The following is a 20,163-nucleotide window of genomic DNA, read 5'->3' as shown; positions in this document are numbered from 1 at the left end:
CAATTTTTAGTTGTTAAAAAGGACACACACATGAACTTATTTAAAATAAAAATGGTGATGCTGTTAGGGTGCTGCACATTATTTGCTCCCAATTTATATGCAAAAGATGCAGAATTCAAAAACTCTGAAGCCAAAAAGCCTAATGTGCTTATTTTAATGTTTGATGATATGCGCTTTGATACGTTTTCTTATCGTAATGGGCCAGTTTCAACGCCAAACATTGATGCATTAGCAAACGAAGGAACACGCTTTGATCAAGCGATGACATCTACTGGCTTATGTTCTCCTTCGCGCGCGGCTATGTTTACTGGGCGCTGGGGACATAAAACGGGGCTTGACGATAACGTGGGGCTTTATCATTCTCGCCTTTCGGAGTTATCACTTAGTGAAGGCAGCGTAATTAAACGTGCAACAAGCGTAGGTTACGACGTAAGTTATGTAGGTAAATGGCACTTAGGCGCACAAGGCCCAGCACTGCGCGGTGCTAACTTTATGTGGGGGCACGATAAAAATGAAGAACGTAATGGCCGTCCTTTTACACCTTATGGTACACAAAAAAATGTAGCTCGAATGAATGCGGGAGAACGCGATAAAAACGGTGAAAAACACGATTATTACAAAACGCTTGCGGGTACATATGCCGATACAGTAACGGCTAAAGAAGTAAACGAAGGCAAGTTAATGCTGCAAAATGCGGCTAAATCAGACAAACCATTTTTTGGTATTGTAAGCTTTGAGCAGCCTCATCCACCGTACCGAGTACCAGAGCCTTACGCCAGCATGTACGACTACAAAGATATAAAACTTCCTAAAAACTTTGGCATAGAACGCAAAAACAAACCAATGGCGCAAGATGATATTTGGTGGCCTTGGCACGATGTGAGCCACATGACTGAAACCGATTGGCGCAAAGCACATAGTTTCTACTATGGCGCTATTGCTATGATAGATCACGCAGTTGGCGAGCTTATTAATACGGCTAAAGAAGAAGGTTTATATGACGACCTACACATTATTTTAGTAGGCGACCAAGGTAGTATGCTTGGTGAGCATAACTTGTATGACAAAGGCCCCTACGCGTATGACGAATTAATGCGTATGCCACTTATTATTCGTGATCCTAGCCTTGAGCCTAAAATAATTAACCGCCAAGTATCTATGCTCGACATAGCCCCAACACTTCGCCAGTGGATGACACTACCACTTGATGGCGACGAAGACGGACGTTCACTTTTACCATTGATGAAACAAGGCGATAGTGCCGATGCTGGTAAAGATGATATTTCGTTATATGCCTACGAATGGTACAACGGAGGATGGTTTGGTATTAGAGCTATACGTACCCCTGAAATGAAGTTTGTATGGAACCCTGGCGACAGCCGCGATGAATTATACGACTTAAAAAATGATCCGTACGAAATCACAAACCAAATAGACAATCCTAAATACAAAAAACAGCTTACTGATTTAGTGCATAAAATGGCGGGAGAGCTTAAGCGTATTGAAGACCCATCATTAACTAAATTTAATCACCACATGAAAGATTTTTTATAGCCGAGTAATGCCCTTTGGTGGGCCTTGATTGGCCTACTATTTTTATTATCAAAATTGAGATTGGCACTATGAAAACACACACAAAATTATTGAGCGCTTTATCATCGCTTGCCTTATTAATTGGCTCTGCGGGTATACAGGCAAGCGAACAAAAACCCAATATTATTCTTATTGTTGCAGACGATTTAGGTTATGCAGATGTTGGTTTTAATGGCTCTAAGGATATTATTACCCCAAATATAGATGATCTTGCTAAATCGGGTACTTCCTTTTCAGACGCTTACGTAGCGCACCCGTTCTGCGGTCCAAGCAGAGCTGCGTTAATGACTGGTCGTTACCCACATAAGATTGGCTCACAATTTAATTTACCGACACGCGGCTCAAACGTAGGCGTGCCTACTGATGCTAAGTTTATTAGTAAATTACTAAACGAAAATAATTACTTCACAGGAGCTCTTGGTAAATGGCACTTAGGTGATGCGCCGCAGTATCATCCTAACCAACGTGGCTTTGATGAATACTATGGTTTTTTAGGTGGTGGTCATAATTATTTTCCTGACCAATATCAAGCTCAGTATAAAAAGCAAAAGGCACAAGGCTTAAAAAATATTTTTGAATACCTAACACCGCTTGAGCATAACGGTAAAAAGGTTAAAGAGACTGAATACATTACAGACGCACTATCGCGCGAAGCCGTTAATTTTGTAGACAAAGCAGCGGACAAAAAAAATCCATTCTTTTTATATTTAGCTTACAACGCACCGCATGTGCCATTGCAAGCTAAAGATGAAGATATGGCGATGTTTCCTAATATAAAAAATAAAGATCGTAAAACATACGCGGGCATGGTTTACGCAGTTGACCGAGGCGTGGGTAAGCTAGTAGAAACCCTGAAAAAAAATAATCAGTATGATAATACGCTTATCGTATTTATGAGCGATAACGGTGGAAAATTAAGTAAAGGCGCTAATAACTTCCCACTTAAAGCAGGTAAGGGAAGTACACAAGAAGGCGGTTTTAGAGTACCTATGTTGTTTCATTGGCCTAAACATGTACCTGCGGGCAAGCGTTTCTCGCACCCTGTATCGGCACTTGATTTATACCCTACATTTGCAGCTTTAGCGGGCGTTAAAGTTGAAGAAAATCAACAATTAGATGGCACTAATATGTGGCCTGCATTTATTAAAAATGAAAACCCGCATCAAGATGAACCTATTTATGCACTTCGTCATCGAAAAGGCTACAGTGACGCAGCTATTCGCTTAAATCAATGGAAAGCGCTAAAGGTTAACCAGCAACCGTGGCAATTATTTAATATTGAAAAGGATATTTCTGAAAAACATGATGTTAGTAAATCTAACAAGGCACTGTTGACCGACATGGTTCGCGAAATGGAAAAATGGAGCTGGGATAACCAACAGCCTCGCTGGTTCCACGAAACAAACGAAAGCGTGAATTGGCGGTTAGATTCTATGCCACGATTCGATAAAACGTTTAAAACAACTAAGTAAGTTTTATCAAATTCACGGAGGTTTTATGAAAGTAAAAGTAGTTGTGTGGCATGTTTCTTTGTTATGCATGGGCGTAAGCTTACTAGGTTGTCAGCAAGCGAGTGCCCTAGCGGGCGCTCAGTTTACACCTGGCGGTACATTATTTAGTGAGCAGCACCAAGCAATTAAATTAGAAAACAAAAACCGGCGTAAATGGGATAACGCATTAATAAGCGATTTAGATCAAGACGGTTACCCAGATTTATTGCTTACTGATCATGGTTATACCATCCGTTTGTATTGGAACAATAAAGGCGTTTACGACAAAGGCCGCGACCTAATTGTGGGTGATATGCACGGTATTGGCGTAGGCGATTACGATAAAGATGGCAAAATGGATATCTTGCTATCGCGTGGTGGTGGCTCGGGTAGTAACGCACGCAATGCCAAATTGTTTCATTTTAACAAAAGAGAAATTATTGAAGGCGGGGAGTTTTCCCCCAAATTGCCAACGTTACGGGGGCGTACTAGTAAGTTTTTTGATGCCAATAACGACGGCCATTTAGATTTGTTACTAATGGGATTTCCGCAGGCTAATAGCGGTAAACAAACTAGTAATTTTATTTATAAAAATGATGGTACTGGCAATATAACCCACGCAACTGATTTACCAAAAACTAATCGAGACGGTCAAAAAGTCCTTATTACCGACTTTAATAACGATAAAATTGACGATTTAGTAATTTACGGTGACGGCGCTTTACGTGTTTTAAAAGGCAATGGCGACTTTACCTTTAGTGACGTGACCGCCAACGTTTTACCTAATAAAATAATGGATGCGACGGGTGTTAGCGAAATCGATTTTGATAACGATGGTGACTTTGATTTATACATAAGTCGTGCTAACCCATTACAAGCAGGGGATACGTTTTTTGATGCTAAAAGCCACACATTTGGTTTTTACACCAAGCGTGGGCCATTTAAATATGATGACTTACTTATTGGCGATACGCTCAATATAGTTAACTACCAATCACCTTATCCAGACCAAGATGTGTTTGTAGGTGAAGGCACTTATAAATATAAATTTGAAGGTGAAATACACAGCGGTCAAAACGTCAATATTGTTAGCAGTAATGGCCTAGGATGGGCCGACACTCAGCCTAACAAAGGCTTGTATGTTGGTTATATGGGTAATAATAAATGGCGCATGGCGGGTAATACCTTTTCACCAACAACTGGTGTTGTAACCGGTGTTAAGCTCTATACGGTTAATAAAAAACCAGTGGCACCATCGGATTTACTGCTCAAAAATGAAAGTGGAAAATTTGTTGATGTGAGTGGTAAAGCTGGCGTAAAAACAAATTTAAATACGACCGGCGTAAGCGTGGGAGATTTTAATAATAACGGCTATCAGGATTTGTTTGTTGTTAAACAAGGCAATTTGGTAACGCCTACATCGCAAATACTGTATTTAAATAATGGCGATAACACATTTAGCCAAGCTCCTCACTCGGGATTAATAACAAACACCTTAGGTACTATTGGCTCAGGCGCAAATGTATTTGATTACAACCTAGATGGCCAGATCGATATTATTATGAATAACGACAGAGGTCAGTGGCACTTATTTAGTAACCAAGCCAATCACAATAATCACTATGCATTACTGCGTATAAGTAATTCACTTAAGCATAATGCAAACCCAATTGGTGCTATAGCGACACTTAAAGGCTGTGGTAAAACCCTAACAAGACGAGTATCGGCTGATGCCGCACCTTATACACAATCATTTGATAACGTGGTTCATTTTGGTTTAGGTCAGTGCAACGAAATAGATAACGTGAGTGTGCGTTACAGCAATGGCGAAGTAATCAGTAAATCTAAGATTGAGATAGATAAAGTAACCAATCTTTAATGCAAAAGAGTTAACTATGAGAGGTAAAAAGCAAGGTTTGGTAACAAGCCTTGCTTTTTTTTCGCAAAAAATTAAGAGCAAAAGAGAGCAATAATGAATAAAAACAACATCACTCATCTTAAAAATAAATTAGCGTGTTTAGTGTGTGTATTTACTGTGTTTGGTTGTAGTACTCAAATAAGTCAAACAACGCAAAACAATAATAAAAATATAAATAAAGAGGCAGCTAGTACATCTTTAGAGTTTGTAAAAACGCCTAATACAATGCTTGATAGTGCGAATTTATTTGCATTACTTCCTGATTATTGCCCAACCCCAGACGCTTTTGCTGTCTCTCCTACAGGTGAGCTTACTTTGTCATGCGTTAACTATGCTAATAAAGGACTACAAGCAGGTGTATTAGTTAATATTAATGATGATAAAACGTTTACTAAAATAGCCCAGTTATCGGGGCCAAACAATAAAGGGAAGGGCCGTCCTATGGGGCTTGCCTATGCCCCCGATGGCTCGTTATTTGTAGCCGATAACCAAGGTGCTGGCAAAGCTCGATTACTTAAACTCACCTTAAAAGATAACAAAGTCATTAATACTCAAATAGTAGCAAAAGGCATGAGTTCGCCAAACGGTGTGCGCTATCAAAATGGCTATATTTACGTGACTCAATTGCGTGTGCCAAGTAAAAACAAGGCTGAGACTCTCAGCGGAATATATCGCTTTAAAGCAACCGATACTAATGTATTAGTAACTAACAGCACAGATGATTCGCATTTATTGTTTTTGGCTAAAACAATTAATAAGCAACGCAAATTTGGACTTGATGGCTTAGTGTTTGACGCACAGGGTAACTTGTTTGTAACGAACTTAGGTGACGATTTAATTTATAAATTAACGTTTGATGCAAATAACAACCTGCTTAGCCAAAGTACCTACGCAACACTTCCAAAAGGAAGCGGACCTGATGGCTTAGCTATAGACCCTCAAGGTAATTTATACGCTGCAGGTTTTTTAACTAATCAAGTTATAAAAATTGATACACACCAGAATGTAACTGTTATTGCATCGTACCCAGATAACAACTCAGTTAATGGTGAATTAGACCAACCTGCCGATATTATTTATTATAAAGGTTCCTTGCTTATGTCGAATTTTGACTTGCTTACAGGCCCAGGCATTACCAATACTGGGCATGGCAAACCTTATACAGTAAGTGAAATTAAGTTACATGATAACTAGGCGCTTAAATTAAAACCGTGTGTATTGCCCTATATGTTTGAGCTTTAGGTTTATGGGTAATACATTTGGTTTACCGCTTTCAAAACTGCTGATTGTCAGCTTTTGATAGCTGTAAATACTCTAATGAGCATAAATTAATATTGTAAACCCTCGTAAATTTCTTTATGAACAACTCAATTTTGATCATTTTCAACAACATTTTTATTTATTAATAGGGCTTTTGGGTCTCTTTATTTGTTTTGTATAAAAAATAAAAATATCTGCGTTACTTTCACTTAAATATTGATGCATTTAAATACTTTAAAAACATAGGGTTAGTTTTTTCCGTTTAAAAAAGGAACAAAAGTGTGAAAATTAAAGTAAACAACTTGTAAATGCAAACATCATATGTTTAACTTGATCGTAAGTTGAGTATCACTCTGAGATAAAACTAGAGTTCTAGAGCGTTCATTTATTTTATCTGCATTGCTTAACTAATAATAAAAAACTGACCACATCATCACACTCAGGCATTAAGACACACGATGCCGATAAACAGGAGAGCACACAATGCAGCATAACTTTAGGTTATCAGCAGTCTCTGCAGCTATTATTGCTTCGCTTATTTCATCATCTGCTTTCGCACAAGAAGATGAAGAAAAAGAGAAAATAAAACTACAAAAAGATATCGAAATAATTGAAGTCCAAGGAATCAAAAGTAGCTTACGAAAAGCGGTAAACGCAAAGCGCTTTTCCGAGAACGTAAGTGACTCAATTCATGCTGAAGACGTAGGTAAATCAACAGATCAAAACATTGCCGATGCACTTTCAAGAGTAACTGGCGTTTCCATTCAAGAAGAAGGTGGAGAAGGGACTCGCATATCAGTACGCGGTGCCGGACCATCTTTAAACCAAATATCAATGAATGGCGTTGCACTTACTGGCGGGCTAAGTACCGATGGCTCTAGTGCGGGCGCTACTAACGATAACAGTGTTGATTTAAGCTCATTTTCGTCAGATATATTGTCATCTATTGATGTAATTAAAACATCCTCTGCTGATAACGATGAAGGTTCGCTTGGTGCAAGTGTTGTTTTACGTACTGTAAAGCCTCTAGATTTAAATAAACCACGACGCTCTTTTACGGTCGAGGGGCGATATAACGAATTTTCTGATGAAAATGACTCACGCATTAACTTTAGCTTTTCTGATAAATATTTCGATGACACCTTTGGCTTTATTATAACCGCCTCTAAAGATACACAAAAAACGCGACAAGATCGTATTAATACTGACTGGGCTAACGGCGCAATTCCTATTGTTGATTTAGATGATGTAACGGGCCGTACAGCACATGACACCGTTACAGGCAAAGCAATCAGGGTACTTGGCAATCAACGTGATGCTGATGGAAATAAGCTTTTTGGTGAAAATGGAGAAGCACTATTAAACCCACTAAGCTCACTAAATAATTACGATCCAGAAACGCAAATATTACATGAAGGCGATTTATTTGTTTTAGCGCGTGAGGTCATTGATTTTACATTAAATAATGATCAACGAGATCGTCTATCGGTATCGACTGGGTTTCAATACCGCCCAACAGACTCACTCGATATTCAGCTAGATGTAACTCATACAGAGCAGGATGTGTTAGCCGACAGTCAACGACTGCGTTTAAACATGGGGCCTGTAACACCTCTAATTTATGCCGGTGATGACAATACAGCATTAAACGGGGTTGATTTATCGACCAATACCTTGCAGCAATCAAGTAGCCGCTCTACTGGTGGTAACTTTGTTCGCTCTTACGGACTTAGAGAAATCGATACTAATGTAGCGTCACTTGATATTGATTACCAGGTAACTGACTCACTAAATATGAATGTGCGTGCTGGTTTTTCTAAAACAACAGATGAAACACCAGATGATGATGAGAAAGATCGTTTTATCTCTATTAGTACAGCTACATGGGGCACGGCAGGTCGTCAAATAGTTGAATCAATGCCCGATGGCAGCCACGAAATGGTTGGCTACGACTGTGGCGCTAATGGAGAATGTAGTTACTCAACGGGTGTTACACCGGGCGATTTTGATGCCTTTGATGGTACGTCTAATGCGGTATACAGCCGTTTTAATCCGTATGATATGCAGCACAATCACTTAGGAAGTTTAGTGCTTCGTAAAAATAAATTAGCGGATACAAACAAGTCGCTTTTTGTTGATTTTGACTATGCGCTTGATGGCGACTTTATTAGGTCGCTCGAGTTTGGAGTTAAGTGGTCAAATCGTAAAAAAAATGTCTCTATTCAAAATAGAGCAACCACAAATGGCAGTGACTTAATAGATTTAGAGGACCCCGATCAAGCGTTTGAAGTACGTGGGCTTGGTACAATTCGCTTAGCCGATATAGTGGCTGATAGTGCCTACCCTTACGATAATTTTGGTGAAGATATTCAATCAGATCGCTCTGCTCAGTTTTTTAATGGCTGGCCGTTACTTGATGCCGAAAAAGCGCTTGAAATTGTATCAGGTAAAGATGCGGGCGAAGTAGGTATACGCGAAACCATTACAGGTAGTCGTAATATTGAAACCGAAACAAAAGCCGCTTATTTTAAAGCAAACTTTGAGCTGATGGATGGCAAGCTAACAGGTAACTTAGGCCTTAGGTATGTAAAAGATGACACAACAGCAACTGGTGTAGGCGGTATTAACTATACGCGTTTTCCACAAATGGTTGATGCGTACAATTTGTTAGTTGAACGTGGTTTAGCAAATACAAATTTAGATGCCTGCCCTGCTGCTGTTATGGGGGTATCTGACACGGGGCAGCCTGATCATCGTTACACACCAGCAAACGATGCTGAGCTACAAAATTGTTGGGCATGGCAAATCACCCATGCGTATAACCGCTCAAACCCTGCTACTTTCCCTGTTGATCCGCAAACGGGTCAGTTTGTAATTCCTGGGGCTGATGGCAACACCGGGCTGGGTGTAAATCAGCAAGTGTTTGTAGATGAAAATGGCAACATTATAGCTAACAATGCACTACCTTCTCTAATCTACGACAGTAACGGAAATTTAGTTCCAACGTCAGCTAATGCGTGGGCACACTTTGCAAGTAACGGACAAATTTGGCCATTTTTAGACAGAACAACCTCATTTACAGGAACACAAGGTAGCGGACGTGAAGTACAAGACCGCATTGCATGGGTAACTAAAAAAGGCGGACACGATGCTTATTTACCTAGCTTAAACTTAAATTATGCAGTTAACGAAGAGATGATTGCACGTTTTGCCGTTAGTAGAACAATGACGCGTCCTCGTTTTGATTCATTAAACCCACGTACACAAATATTTGAGCAACAATGGGACTCTGCTAATGCCTCTGCAGGTAATGCAAATTTAAAACCGCTTAAATCAACCAATCTCGACTTGTCTTATGAGTGGTACTTTAGCGATTCTGGCTTGCTGTCGGCAGCGTTCTTTTACAAAGATATGAAAGACTTTGAAGAAACTGTTGTTGTTCCGTATCACTACAAAGACGTAAGAACTGAATACGATTTGCAAACAGCCGATTTATTACTTGATTACGATGAGAATAGAGCACCAGGTGGCGAAGAAGATTGTATGCCACTTAGGCAAGTTGCGGGCTTTTTTGACCAATGGCGCATTGAATGTGACGTTGTAAACGTAACCACAGTAACCAATGGTAAAGGCGCAGATATTAAAGGCGTTGAACTAGGTTACAACCAAAACTATGACTTTTTACCAAGTTATTGGGGTGGCTTAGGTTTAAACATGAACTATACCTACCAAGATTCAGAATCGGATCGTCAGCAGGTAGGTAATACCGATATATTTTTAAAACCACTACCACAACCTTACACTCCAAAACACTCCCTAAATACAACACTGTACTGGGAACAAAAAGGGATTCAATTACGTTTAGCGAGTCGCTACACCGGGGAGCAGTTAGTGAACCGAGGTTTAGTTGGCGGTGCTACATGGCAAGAGGCAACCCATCGTTTGGACTTTAGCTCAAGTTATAAAATTAATAAAAACTTTAGCTTAACTTTTCAGGCACTTAACTTAACTGATGAAACTAACCGAATTTATTACACCAGTTCATTTACGCGTAATGCGTTTGAAGCTAACTCGCAAGAAGTTGTGCTTGATGAAGGTAATGCAATTGAAGATGGCAGTGTAACTACTTCGCGTACAGCATCAGTTTGGAAAACAGGTCGTCAATTCCGTGTTGGTCTTCGCGGTACCTTTTGATTGAGAAACTATTAGCAGCGGGCCACGTTAGGCGCGCTGTTTTACAAATTTTGGAGAGTAAGATGAAACATAACTTACTAATAAAAACAGCAATTAGCAGTGTTATATTTTCAGTATTAACTGGGTGCGGCGGAACGGATGAAGGTTACGATCCTCAGTTTAAATCTGATTCAGCACTTGTAATCGATACCGCAGTGATCACGAGCACATTAGAAGAAGAGTCCGCAGTTCAAGAAATTGATTTACTGCAAGGCGTAACAATCGACGGTAAACCAGCCTCTGAGTCAGGTGCAACCATAAACGTAAGTGAGTTAGAGTTTGTGGCTAATAATAATTTCATTACCCCACAAACAAGCGCTAATACTATTGCATCACACCGAATTTCACCTTTCACGCAATCGAGTGATAGCACTAAATTAGTTATAAATACCGATGCGTTTTCGGCGGCATTAAGACAATGCGACCAAACCGATATAAGAGGCGCATTAGATGGCGATGGTAATCCCATTGCGGATGGGAATTTAGATTTTCCAAGCCAAGTTATTTATAACATTACCTATTCTATTGATAATGGCGCGAATCGCATACCAGGGGAGGCACTGCCTAGCCGTACATTGCAATTAACCATCAATGCAATTGATGACCCTGTTTCTGAAGTCACTATTTCACCCATAGAAGTACCTGTAGGTGGGCAGGCAAGTGTGTTTGCATCAGCAATACCTAGTTACGCGTGCAATCCCGCACTTGTTTACTCAATTGCAGATGAAGATATTGCAACCATTGATGAAAATGGCCTTATCAGTGCTAAAAATACTGGTGAAACCACTATTACAGCCACAAGTGTTGATAACCCAGAAGTAACAGCTAACGCCACGCTTACAGTAACGGGAGCTTTTAGTATTGCAATAACAAATGATGATAAAAACGAGTTAGGCGCATCTTCCGGAAACAAGGACGTTCCAATCTGCGTAGCAAGCGGTATAGAAGTGCAACCGGCTTTATTAAACGCAGAGTTAAGCGGCGAATATACTTTTGATTGGACACTTAACGATGAAGTTTCATTTACGAAAAGCTTAACCGCAAAAAGTGGCTTTGGAGAAGTACTTGCCGTTAAAGCACCTACAACAATAGACAGCTCAAATACGGTCACGGTTAAACTCATTGATGGCGATACAGCGAGTACACCTTTATCACTCATTTCACAAAAAAGTATTACGGTAAATACCGTTAACAACCAAATGTGTGAGCCGGGCGTGTCTGAACACCCCGCAGGTTTTAATACTGACTTTAATTTAGATGGAGAAGGCGCACCCTATAAAGGTAATGCCACTTATAGTGTATCTGCAACCTCTGTATCGGGTAATGGTCGTTCGCTTGAAATTACAGCGGGTACTGCTACTCAAGGTGAAGCGAATACACCGTACTCTTTTGCAACTCAGCAAGTTTGGAATAAACAACGTAACTGGTATAGCGCCAACTATGGACGTGGTGCCGAGTCTGTTGGTAAAACGTATCGTTTCTCAGCATGGGTTAAATTAAATCAAATACCTGAACAGCCTATAACGCTTCGCCATGTTGTAGTGCCTTGGGTCTATGAGGGAATTCCTGATGATGCACAAGGCTTTACAGGGCGTTATTCACAAGCTGGGTTATTCAGCGCTGAACTGGATGCCACCACCCAGTGGCAATATATTGAATTTACTGAAGACACAACGAACACACGAGAGTGGGCAATCCCTACTTCTTGGAGCTCAATAACCGATGTGTTCACCTTGTGGGAAGTGCATGGTATGCCTACAGGAGACTCAATACTGATAGACGACTACGCAGTAGTTCGCACCGACCAATAAACACCCAAACTAAATGACCTACTGCCACTTTCAAGCTTAGGCAGTAGGTGATTGCAAACCCCAAACATATCTGACAATTCTATTTATATACTAGGAATACTAATGATGCTCACACACAGAAATAAAGCTTTGTTTTATACAATATTATTAAGCGGATCGGTCAGCTCAGCTTATGCTGCCTCAATTGGTAACAAATCAGGATACTTCACCAATACAATATCTAATACCGTCGAATCGACAATCACTAATACTGGGCAATGTAGTACTAGCAATAGTGCATCTACTCCAGGCCAATGTACTAATAAAATTATAAATGCACTCAATGCTGCATCTGCGGTTAGTGGTGTTGTTGTTATTAAAAAAGGTACGTATACATTAAATAAAATTTCAATGCCCTCTAATGTACGACTTGAAATAGAGCCCGATACTATTTTAAAAATGAATCAAAATATTCTATTTGATTTTGGTAAAAAAGGCGGTAATGCAGACAAAGCAGAAAATATTGAAATAACAACAACGGGTCCAAAAACTAATGCGACAAAGAATGATCGTTTTATTATTGATGTAAACACAAATACAGTTTTTCAAGATAAACGCATGGTACGAGTAGGATACGCTGAAAACTTTTCTATTTCACGTATGCACCAAAAGGATAATTTTTCACAAACACCCAATATATTTTTAGTTGCAGATGATAATGGCCAACCAGGTGTTCAATCTGACTCTGGTGGTACTAATTTAAATCGCAATGTAGTATTTAACTCAAGCTATTCTCGCATACCTAAAAAAGGTTATTTAGCCGACATCAGTGGAGAAAAAATAGCAACAGGGTATGCCGTTATTCAACCTTTTAGTGGTGAAGATTTATACTTTAAAAACATTACTGGTGAACGTGGTATTACTGTACGTATAGAGCCTGGTAGTGGGCTTGTAACAGATAGATTAAACCGCGCAGGCCCACGCCACGGCGCCTACAGAAATATAGTACTTGATAGTATTAGTAACACAGGTGGTTTTGCCGCAATATTTTTAAAACCGCATGCAAAAATAAACGAAAACATAAAAATTAAAGGCATCACAAAGGGTAAAAACAGTACTTTTGTAATCTGGGCTGACTCGGGTAGTGCGCCAGTGTGGGCTGATACAAATGATATAGGATATACAAGAGGCTATTTTACTGATACCACCATCAACGGTACGGTTAAGCACATTGTTACCGATGTGAACTTTAAGTCAGATATTACAATCGCAGGCAGTTATTTTTTACCAAGAAAAGGTATTCGCAATACGGCGTCAAATACATCTAATGGGAATTTTCAAATATTTAAGTTACCGCGAGATGGGTCAGGTGCACGTTGGTTAGGCCAACCTATAGCGCCTGTTGCCATTGTATCGTCATATTCTCAAGACAATGTTGGTAACGACTTAGTTAAGCGCCATGATCACCCGTCGCTAACTGTAAACGGTAATATAGAAGCACCTAGCCAAGCTTCTTCACAGGACTTAGATGAGGGAAGTAACAATATTCAAAGAAAACGATATAGAAAATTTGGAGGCCGATACAGCATTAAAATTAATGCTGTAATACAAGCGGATACGGATATTGACTACTCACTACTGGGACTGAATGTTGGGGATGTGACGCGCAACAATTCAATTATTTATCGAGAAAATGCCATTGACGGAACCAATCGTAATGGTGGCAGCATTATAAACGCTAGTGAATTTATCAGTAAATAACGACGTATCTAAATTTAGATCCCATTGTTAATTTAATAATGGGATTTTTTAGTTTTGAAGCAAAGTTCACCCGACATTATTAGATCTGTCTTTGTAGGAAACAAAAAGCATGAATATTTTACATATAAAAAAAACATCACTAAGTGTAATTGTCCTTGGTATGGTGGCGTTCGGCAGTAATGCTACTTTCGCTAATGAACTTCTATTTCCCTTAAGCGATCCGCAAAATACAGGTAAATGGATACTTAACACGCAAGTAAGTGATGAATTTGAAGGCAGTACCATCGATGAAGAGCGTTGGTACATTGTAGGCCAACTAGAAAACGGCAAACCCGTTTATAAACACCCAGATAGGCCAAATAAAAAAGTATGGAAAGGCCGCGCACCATCGCAGTTTTCGGGTAATAATTATCGCCTAGAAAATGGCAAACTAAAGCTAGAAACACGTTGGGAGCCCGATTTTCCTTTTGAAGAAAAAATTCACAAACCTGTTTTTGGTGATGCACTTAAATACGAAAATATAACAACAGCGTGTTTTATTGGCCGTAAATCGTTTCAATACGGATATATAGAAATTAAAAGTAAAGCCGCTGATGCGCAAGTAAGCAGTGCATTTTGGTCGATGGGTGAAAAGCTAGAAGTTGATTTTTTTGAATTGTTTGGTGACTCTCTTGACCCTAAAAAAGACCATATAGACAGTGAACTATGGTGGTCAATTCGCGATTGGAATAAAGAGGTAATGGGTAAGCCCACTTATACAGAGCGCAAAGACTTAGGATTTAGAGTCGCTGATGACTTTCATGTATATGGAATTGATTGGAGTGCTGATGGGATTAAGTATTATGTTGATGGCAAGTTATTTAGTGAAGTATCTGCAGAACAAGCAGATGCATGGGCTAAAGAACATCGTGGGGTTGATACAGGCTATGTAGCCACTAAGCCGTTATTTTTATGGCTCGATCAGGAGACTTTTCCTTGGCATGGTATACCGACCAGCAAAGAGGAGCTTGAGCGTAATAGCCCTGAAGGGAAAAAAGAGGATGGCGTGGTTGATTTTGAAATTGAGTATGTCCGTGTTTGGCAGCAAAAACCATTACAACCGGTTAAGTAAGGAGTGGGTTAAATGAAAAAAATTATCAAGCCAGCAAACAGGTTATTTTGTTTATCAGTGATTGCTACAAGTATTTTACTTTATGGATGCAACACCACTCAGAGGGTAAGTAGTGAAACGCTAAGCGACAGCAACAGTAATAAATTAATGTTTAGCGAATCGCACAATATTATACCTTTTGAGCCGTTATCACGTCGTAAATGGGACAGCGCATTGATTGCAGACTTTGATAAAGATGGCTATCAAGATGTATTAATTACTGAGCACACCCACGCAGTAAAAATTTTTTGGAATAACAAAGACAATACCTTTTCAGCACCACAGATAATTATTAAAGGCGACACACACGGCGTTGCTGTTGCTGACTATGACCTTGATGGAAGAATGGATTTAATAATAGCCCAAGGCGGTGGCGGCGGCTTGAAACCGCGTTTACCTGTATCGTTTCAAATAAATCACGACCGGACTGTTGAAGGTGGAGAAACGTTTAATGATTTTGAACGTACACGCGGACGTGCGGTTAAATTAATAGATGGCAATAACAGTGGCACCTTAGATTTAATGCTCTCAGCTTTTCCGCTTAAGAAGCAAAAAAAGGGAGCCAACCACATATATAAAAACGAAGGACATAATCAGTTTAAGTTTGTCGATTACTTACCTACTGCAAAATGGCTTGGATATAAGGCCTTAGTTAGTGATTTTGATAATGACGGGCACGATGATTTATTCTTTTACGGCGGAGATGACATTGTTGTAGCGCAGAGTAAATCTGATTTAGGTTATAAAAATAAAAGTAAGGCTGTATTAGGGAATAATCGTAATACTAGCCATGTAAGCAGCATGACCGAAATCGACTTTGATAATGACGGTGACTTCGATTTATTTTTAACCCGCGCTAAACATCAATTTGAACAACACACCTTTTATGATGCTCAATCTCAAAATTTTGCTTTCTTTACTCGTAACGAAGCATTTAAATTTGAAGATTTTAAAATCGAAGGTAATTTTGAAATAGAAAACCTGCAAATGGCATATCCTCATTTTAATGTGTTTATTGGTAAAAATGGTGAGCCGTTAAAACTTAAAGGTCATGGCGGTAGTGAACGTACGGTACAGGTAACAAAAGAACAAGCTGCTGGCTGGCCTAAAAAGCTAAGTAACAAAGGTTTATATATAGGTTACTTAGGTAACGATACTTGGCGAGTAGCTGGCGATACTAAATCGCCGACCGCTGGTGTTATTAAAAGAGTGACTAATTCACCCAAAGTAAAAGGGCTTGAAGCATTACCAGCGGTGTTATTAGAAAACCGTCAAGGTAAGTTTGTTGATGCAACAGCCAAGCTCAATGTTAATTTAAGCGAACCTACAACCAGTGCTGTGGCCGGGGATTTTAATAATGATGGCTGGAGCGACTTATTTGTATTACGTTATGGTAACCCGGCAAAAGCTAACAAGCAGGTACTGTATTTAAATCAGCAAGGTAAAGGCTTTGAGGCTATACAAAATCATGGTGTTATTTCAACTGAACTTGGAGCAACAGGGGGCAGTGCACAGGCCTTTGATTACGATAATGACGGCGACCTTGACTTAATTTACTCAAACGAGCGCGGCCGTTGGCATTTATTCACCAACAACACAGCTTTAGACGCGAAGCATAACTTTTTAGTCACTAATATTGGTTACTCGCCTAAAGCAGGTGTGTCGTCATTGGGAGCTACTGCGACTATAAAAGCATGTGGGCAAATTTATAAACGAGTTGTAGGTGCAACAGGTGCCGGCTTTTCACAAAGCGAAAACAGCAAGCTACACGTTGGTTTAGGTACGTGTACACAGATAAATAATGTATCGATTCGTTGGAGTAATAATGAACATGTAGATATTAGCAATGCGGTTATAAATGATGCTAACGGGGAGTTAGTTGGAAGAGAAGAGCCGCTGTAAGTAATAAAGTTAAGAAAAAAATAGCGCTTATTAAGCGCTATTTTTTTGTATTTAGTTTTCGTTATTTACTAAAAGCTATATTGCACACTTGCACCCACATAACGACTCCAGTCACGAGGATAGAATGCTTCCCCAAAACCTTCAGAGTTTATGCGTTGGCGAGTAGTGTACGACTTATCAAATAAGTTCTTAATGAATACACTAAACTGCAGGTTATCTTTGCTTACGCTTAAGTAACCATCCCAAATGCTTGACGATGGGTTAGCTGATTCGCCAAAGGCAAGTTCGTTAATTGATTGCGTGTGGCTACCATTATAACGCCAAACCGCACGTGTATTAGCATTCCAGCCTGTATCAGCAATTTGTGTATTATATGAAATAGTACTTAAAAATTGTTGCTCAGCATTATTAGGGAAAGATAAACCCGTTTGATCAAAGCTCTGACGGCCTGTTGAATCAGTTGTACAGCGAGAAGCAAGTAACCCACCATCATCTGCAGGACAATTAATAGGTGTATTAGCAAAGTCCTCGTAGCGTGCATCAAAATAAGCGTAGTTAAAAGACCACTTTAATTTATCTGATATTTTAACCACCACATCGGCTTCAATACCGGTTGAGCGGGCTTGTGCTGCGTTTACGTAGCCAGCAAAAATAATGTTATTTTCTTCATCTATTACACGGCTGGCACGCACTTGATAATCGTCAACTTTCATATCAAAGTACGTAAAGTTAAACAGCAAATCATTATCAAAATACGCTGAACGCAGACCTACTTCAAAGTTTGAAGAGTTTTCAGGATCGGTAGGGAAGTTGTCTGCATCGGCAGGGTCTGTATTTGTTGTTACAAAGTAAGATGCGCCTTTATAACCGGTAGAATAATTGACATAACCACGAATATCATCAGTAAAGTCATACCCTACTACTGCTTTGTATATAAAGGCAGTGTCTGAGTTATCAAATTTAGTTGGCGCGTCTTGGCGTTTAATGAGTGATGGATCTGTTTGAGCAAGTTCTAATACTTCATTGAATGTTTCCATTCCAACACCCGTAGAAGGTGTTGCTAAATCTGTACGAGCAAAGGTTGCATCACTTTTTTCGTGTAATAATCTAAAACCAAAAGTAGCATCTAATTGCTCAGTTATTTGGTATTCAAGTTGTCCAAAAATAGCGACGTTTTCAAAACCGGTTGTAAAATCACCACTATTTAGTAAGCGAGAAGGCGTTAGTAATGAGCGGTCGTCATCGCCAGTAGTTGCATAGTTAGCTAAAAAAGCATCGGTAGATTGCTTTGAATAACACCCTGTTAATTCGCCGCCTTCAATAAAGCCACGGTTACCTGCAATACAGCCGTCACGTATTTCAGAGCGCTGACCGTCGGTATCATGGTAAAAAAGACCTAATACCCAATCAAATTTTTCATTATTAAATGACGAAATACGAAACTCTTGTTGAAGAACATCAACCGATTCGTTACCACCAAAAGCGGTTCGCTCTACAGGAAAGTTAATAGTGAAAAATGCTGAACTGTTATATAAATCAAAATCTCTGTAGCTACCATTATAGCTAAGCGTAATCTCATCATTTAGGTAGTAATCAGCCGATATTGAAAAGCCAAAATTTTCTGTTCTACCAAAGTTACCTTCTGCATTACGTGATGTAACTGGGCCGCCGGCTTCTTCAAAAGTAGACTCAGGATTAACACGATTATAAGTGGTGCCTTCAATAGTGCCATCATCTTTTACATTAACAATTGGACGAGGGCCAAAATCTGGGTTTATTCCTCCTAAACGAGTAAGAGAACAACAATTTGTGTCGGTTTCCGAGTATTCTAAACGAAATAGTACGTTTAGCTCTTCACCGTTGTCGTACAAAAGTTGGCCGCGACCAGCTTTCGTTGTTTTTGCGCCAATAGTGTAATCTTCTTCACCAGGCATGGTGTTTTTTATCCAACCATCAATATCACTGTATTGTGCGTTAAATCGAGCTGCCCAGTTTTCGTTAAGTGGTACATTTACGGTGCCGCTAAAATCAGTGCCATCAAACTCAGTAACTTGTGCTCTAACCGTGCCTGAAACTCGGTCATCTAGTTGCGGCTTTTTAGTTACATAATGCAATAGGCCTGTTGATGTGTTTTGGCCAAATAAAGTGCCTTGTGGGCCGCGCATTGCTTCTACACGCTGTACATCTGAAATAGGTAAGTTAAGCATTGATTGGCGAGGTAATACTTCACCATCTATAACGACTAGGTTTGAAGACTGTAAGCCAATTGAATTTGTAAAAGTGCCTATACCACGTGTTTTTAATGTTGTAGTTCGTATTTCACTGCTGTCATCAATGCCAAAACCAGGTAAGTAGGTGACTAAATCAAACCCATTATCTATACCAATTTCTTCAATTAAATCACCGCTTAGCACTTCGATTGAAGAGGGAACTTCTTTTAATGCTTGATCGCGTTTTTGTGCGCTCACTAAAATAACTTCAAAATCGTCTGAATTGCTTTTAGCTTGTTTTGCGGTTGTTTCTTCTTGTGCATATGCAGTGTGTGTGAAAGCTGATAAAGAACAACATGCAAGTAATATTGCTGTATGCAATTTACTGTGTTTAAGCATTTTAATCACTCCGTTTCTTCATAATTACTGTGTGTGCAGATAATGCAACGGCAGTATCTGTTATTTAGAATCAGGCTAATTAAACAGCGACTCTTAATTGCGATAAAGCTATAAGCAATCAAGAAGTGTAAATAACCACGAATGATTCATTCTAACAATTTAAACATATGATGTTTGCAAGTGCAATGTGTTGATTACTTGTTTATTAAATGTTGCTTGTAATATTGAGGTTGTAACCTTGTATTGCCGTTTAAGTAACACAAGATTATTAAGTTAAGTGGTTGAATTTTAATCTCTAATCTAAATTAAAATTTAGGTTGAAAAAATAATTCAATTTTTAAAAATTATTTTAAACGAGCAAAAAAGTGGTAATCCTCAGAATTTTTAAGCTTTTGAGCAAAGCTCATTCCTAAGGTTTTAAGCTGCTGCGCATTATTATAAGCACCGATTTTAAGTT

10 protein-coding genes are annotated in these 20,163 nt (G+C 39.3%); 9 read left to right on the top strand and 1 reads right to left on the bottom strand.

The window, feature by feature from the left end:
• Positions 1-30: 30 nt before the first annotated feature.
• From WNY98_RS17170 to WNY98_RS17130, 9 genes are all read left to right on the top strand, one after another.
• Entirely contained in the window at positions 31-1,554 is a 1,524-nt protein-coding gene (locus tag WNY98_RS17170; RefSeq protein WP_342878491.1) for a sulfatase-like hydrolase/transferase, read from the top strand.
• A 68-nt stretch (positions 1,555-1,622) separates the two neighbouring features.
• Entirely contained in the window at positions 1,623-3,065 is a 1,443-nt protein-coding gene (locus WNY98_RS17165) for a sulfatase-like hydrolase/transferase (RefSeq protein ID WP_055255588.1), read from the top strand.
• 25 nt (positions 3,066-3,090) lie between these two features.
• Positions 3,091-4,962 carry a CRTAC1 family protein gene (locus WNY98_RS17160; RefSeq protein ID WP_342878490.1) on the top strand — a complete coding sequence of 624 codons (1,872 nt, stop codon included), beginning with the start codon at positions 3,091-3,093 and terminating at the stop codon, positions 4,960-4,962.
• A 93-nt stretch (positions 4,963-5,055) separates the two neighbouring features.
• On the top strand, positions 5,056-6,195 hold the full coding sequence (locus WNY98_RS17155; protein ID WP_342878489.1) for an SMP-30/gluconolactonase/LRE family protein: 1,140 nt from the start codon (positions 5,056-5,058) through the stop codon (positions 6,193-6,195).
• A gap of 549 nt (positions 6,196-6,744) precedes the next feature.
• A complete protein-coding gene (locus WNY98_RS17150) occupies positions 6,745-10,455 on the top strand; it encodes a TonB-dependent receptor (protein WP_342878488.1) in 3,711 nt (1,236 codons plus the stop codon).
• A gap of 62 nt (positions 10,456-10,517) precedes the next feature.
• On the top strand, positions 10,518-12,305 hold the full coding sequence (locus WNY98_RS17145) for an Ig-like domain-containing protein (RefSeq protein WP_055255569.1): 1,788 nt from the start codon (positions 10,518-10,520) through the stop codon (positions 12,303-12,305).
• A gap of 102 nt (positions 12,306-12,407) precedes the next feature.
• The gene (locus tag WNY98_RS17140; protein WP_342878487.1) at positions 12,408-14,045 is read left to right on the top strand and encodes a hypothetical protein; all 1,638 of its coding nucleotides are present in this window, start codon (positions 12,408-12,410) and stop codon (positions 14,043-14,045) included.
• A gap of 109 nt (positions 14,046-14,154) precedes the next feature.
• Complete coding sequence (locus WNY98_RS17135) at positions 14,155-15,156, top strand: family 16 glycosylhydrolase (protein WP_055255567.1); 1,002 nt, start codon at positions 14,155-14,157, stop codon at positions 15,154-15,156.
• Between the two features lie 12 nt (positions 15,157-15,168).
• Positions 15,169-17,097, top strand: a complete 1,929-nt coding sequence (locus WNY98_RS17130) for a CRTAC1 family protein (RefSeq protein ID WP_342878486.1) — start codon at positions 15,169-15,171, stop codon at positions 17,095-17,097.
• Positions 17,098-17,165: 68 nt separating this feature from the next.
• Here the strand turns inward: WNY98_RS17130 and WNY98_RS17125 are convergent, their stop codons facing one another.
• Positions 17,166-19,706 (bottom strand): TonB-dependent receptor, encoded by a 2,541-nt coding sequence (locus tag WNY98_RS17125; RefSeq protein WP_342878485.1) that lies wholly within the window; start codon positions 19,704-19,706, stop codon positions 17,166-17,168.
• Between the last annotated feature and the right edge of the window lie 457 nt (positions 19,707-20,163).

This window comes from Pseudoalteromonas sp. AS71 (assembly GCF_038900275.1).
GTDB lineage: Bacteria > Pseudomonadota > Gammaproteobacteria > Enterobacterales > Alteromonadaceae > Pseudoalteromonas.
This window is presented reverse-complemented; position numbering and strand designations above follow the sequence as displayed.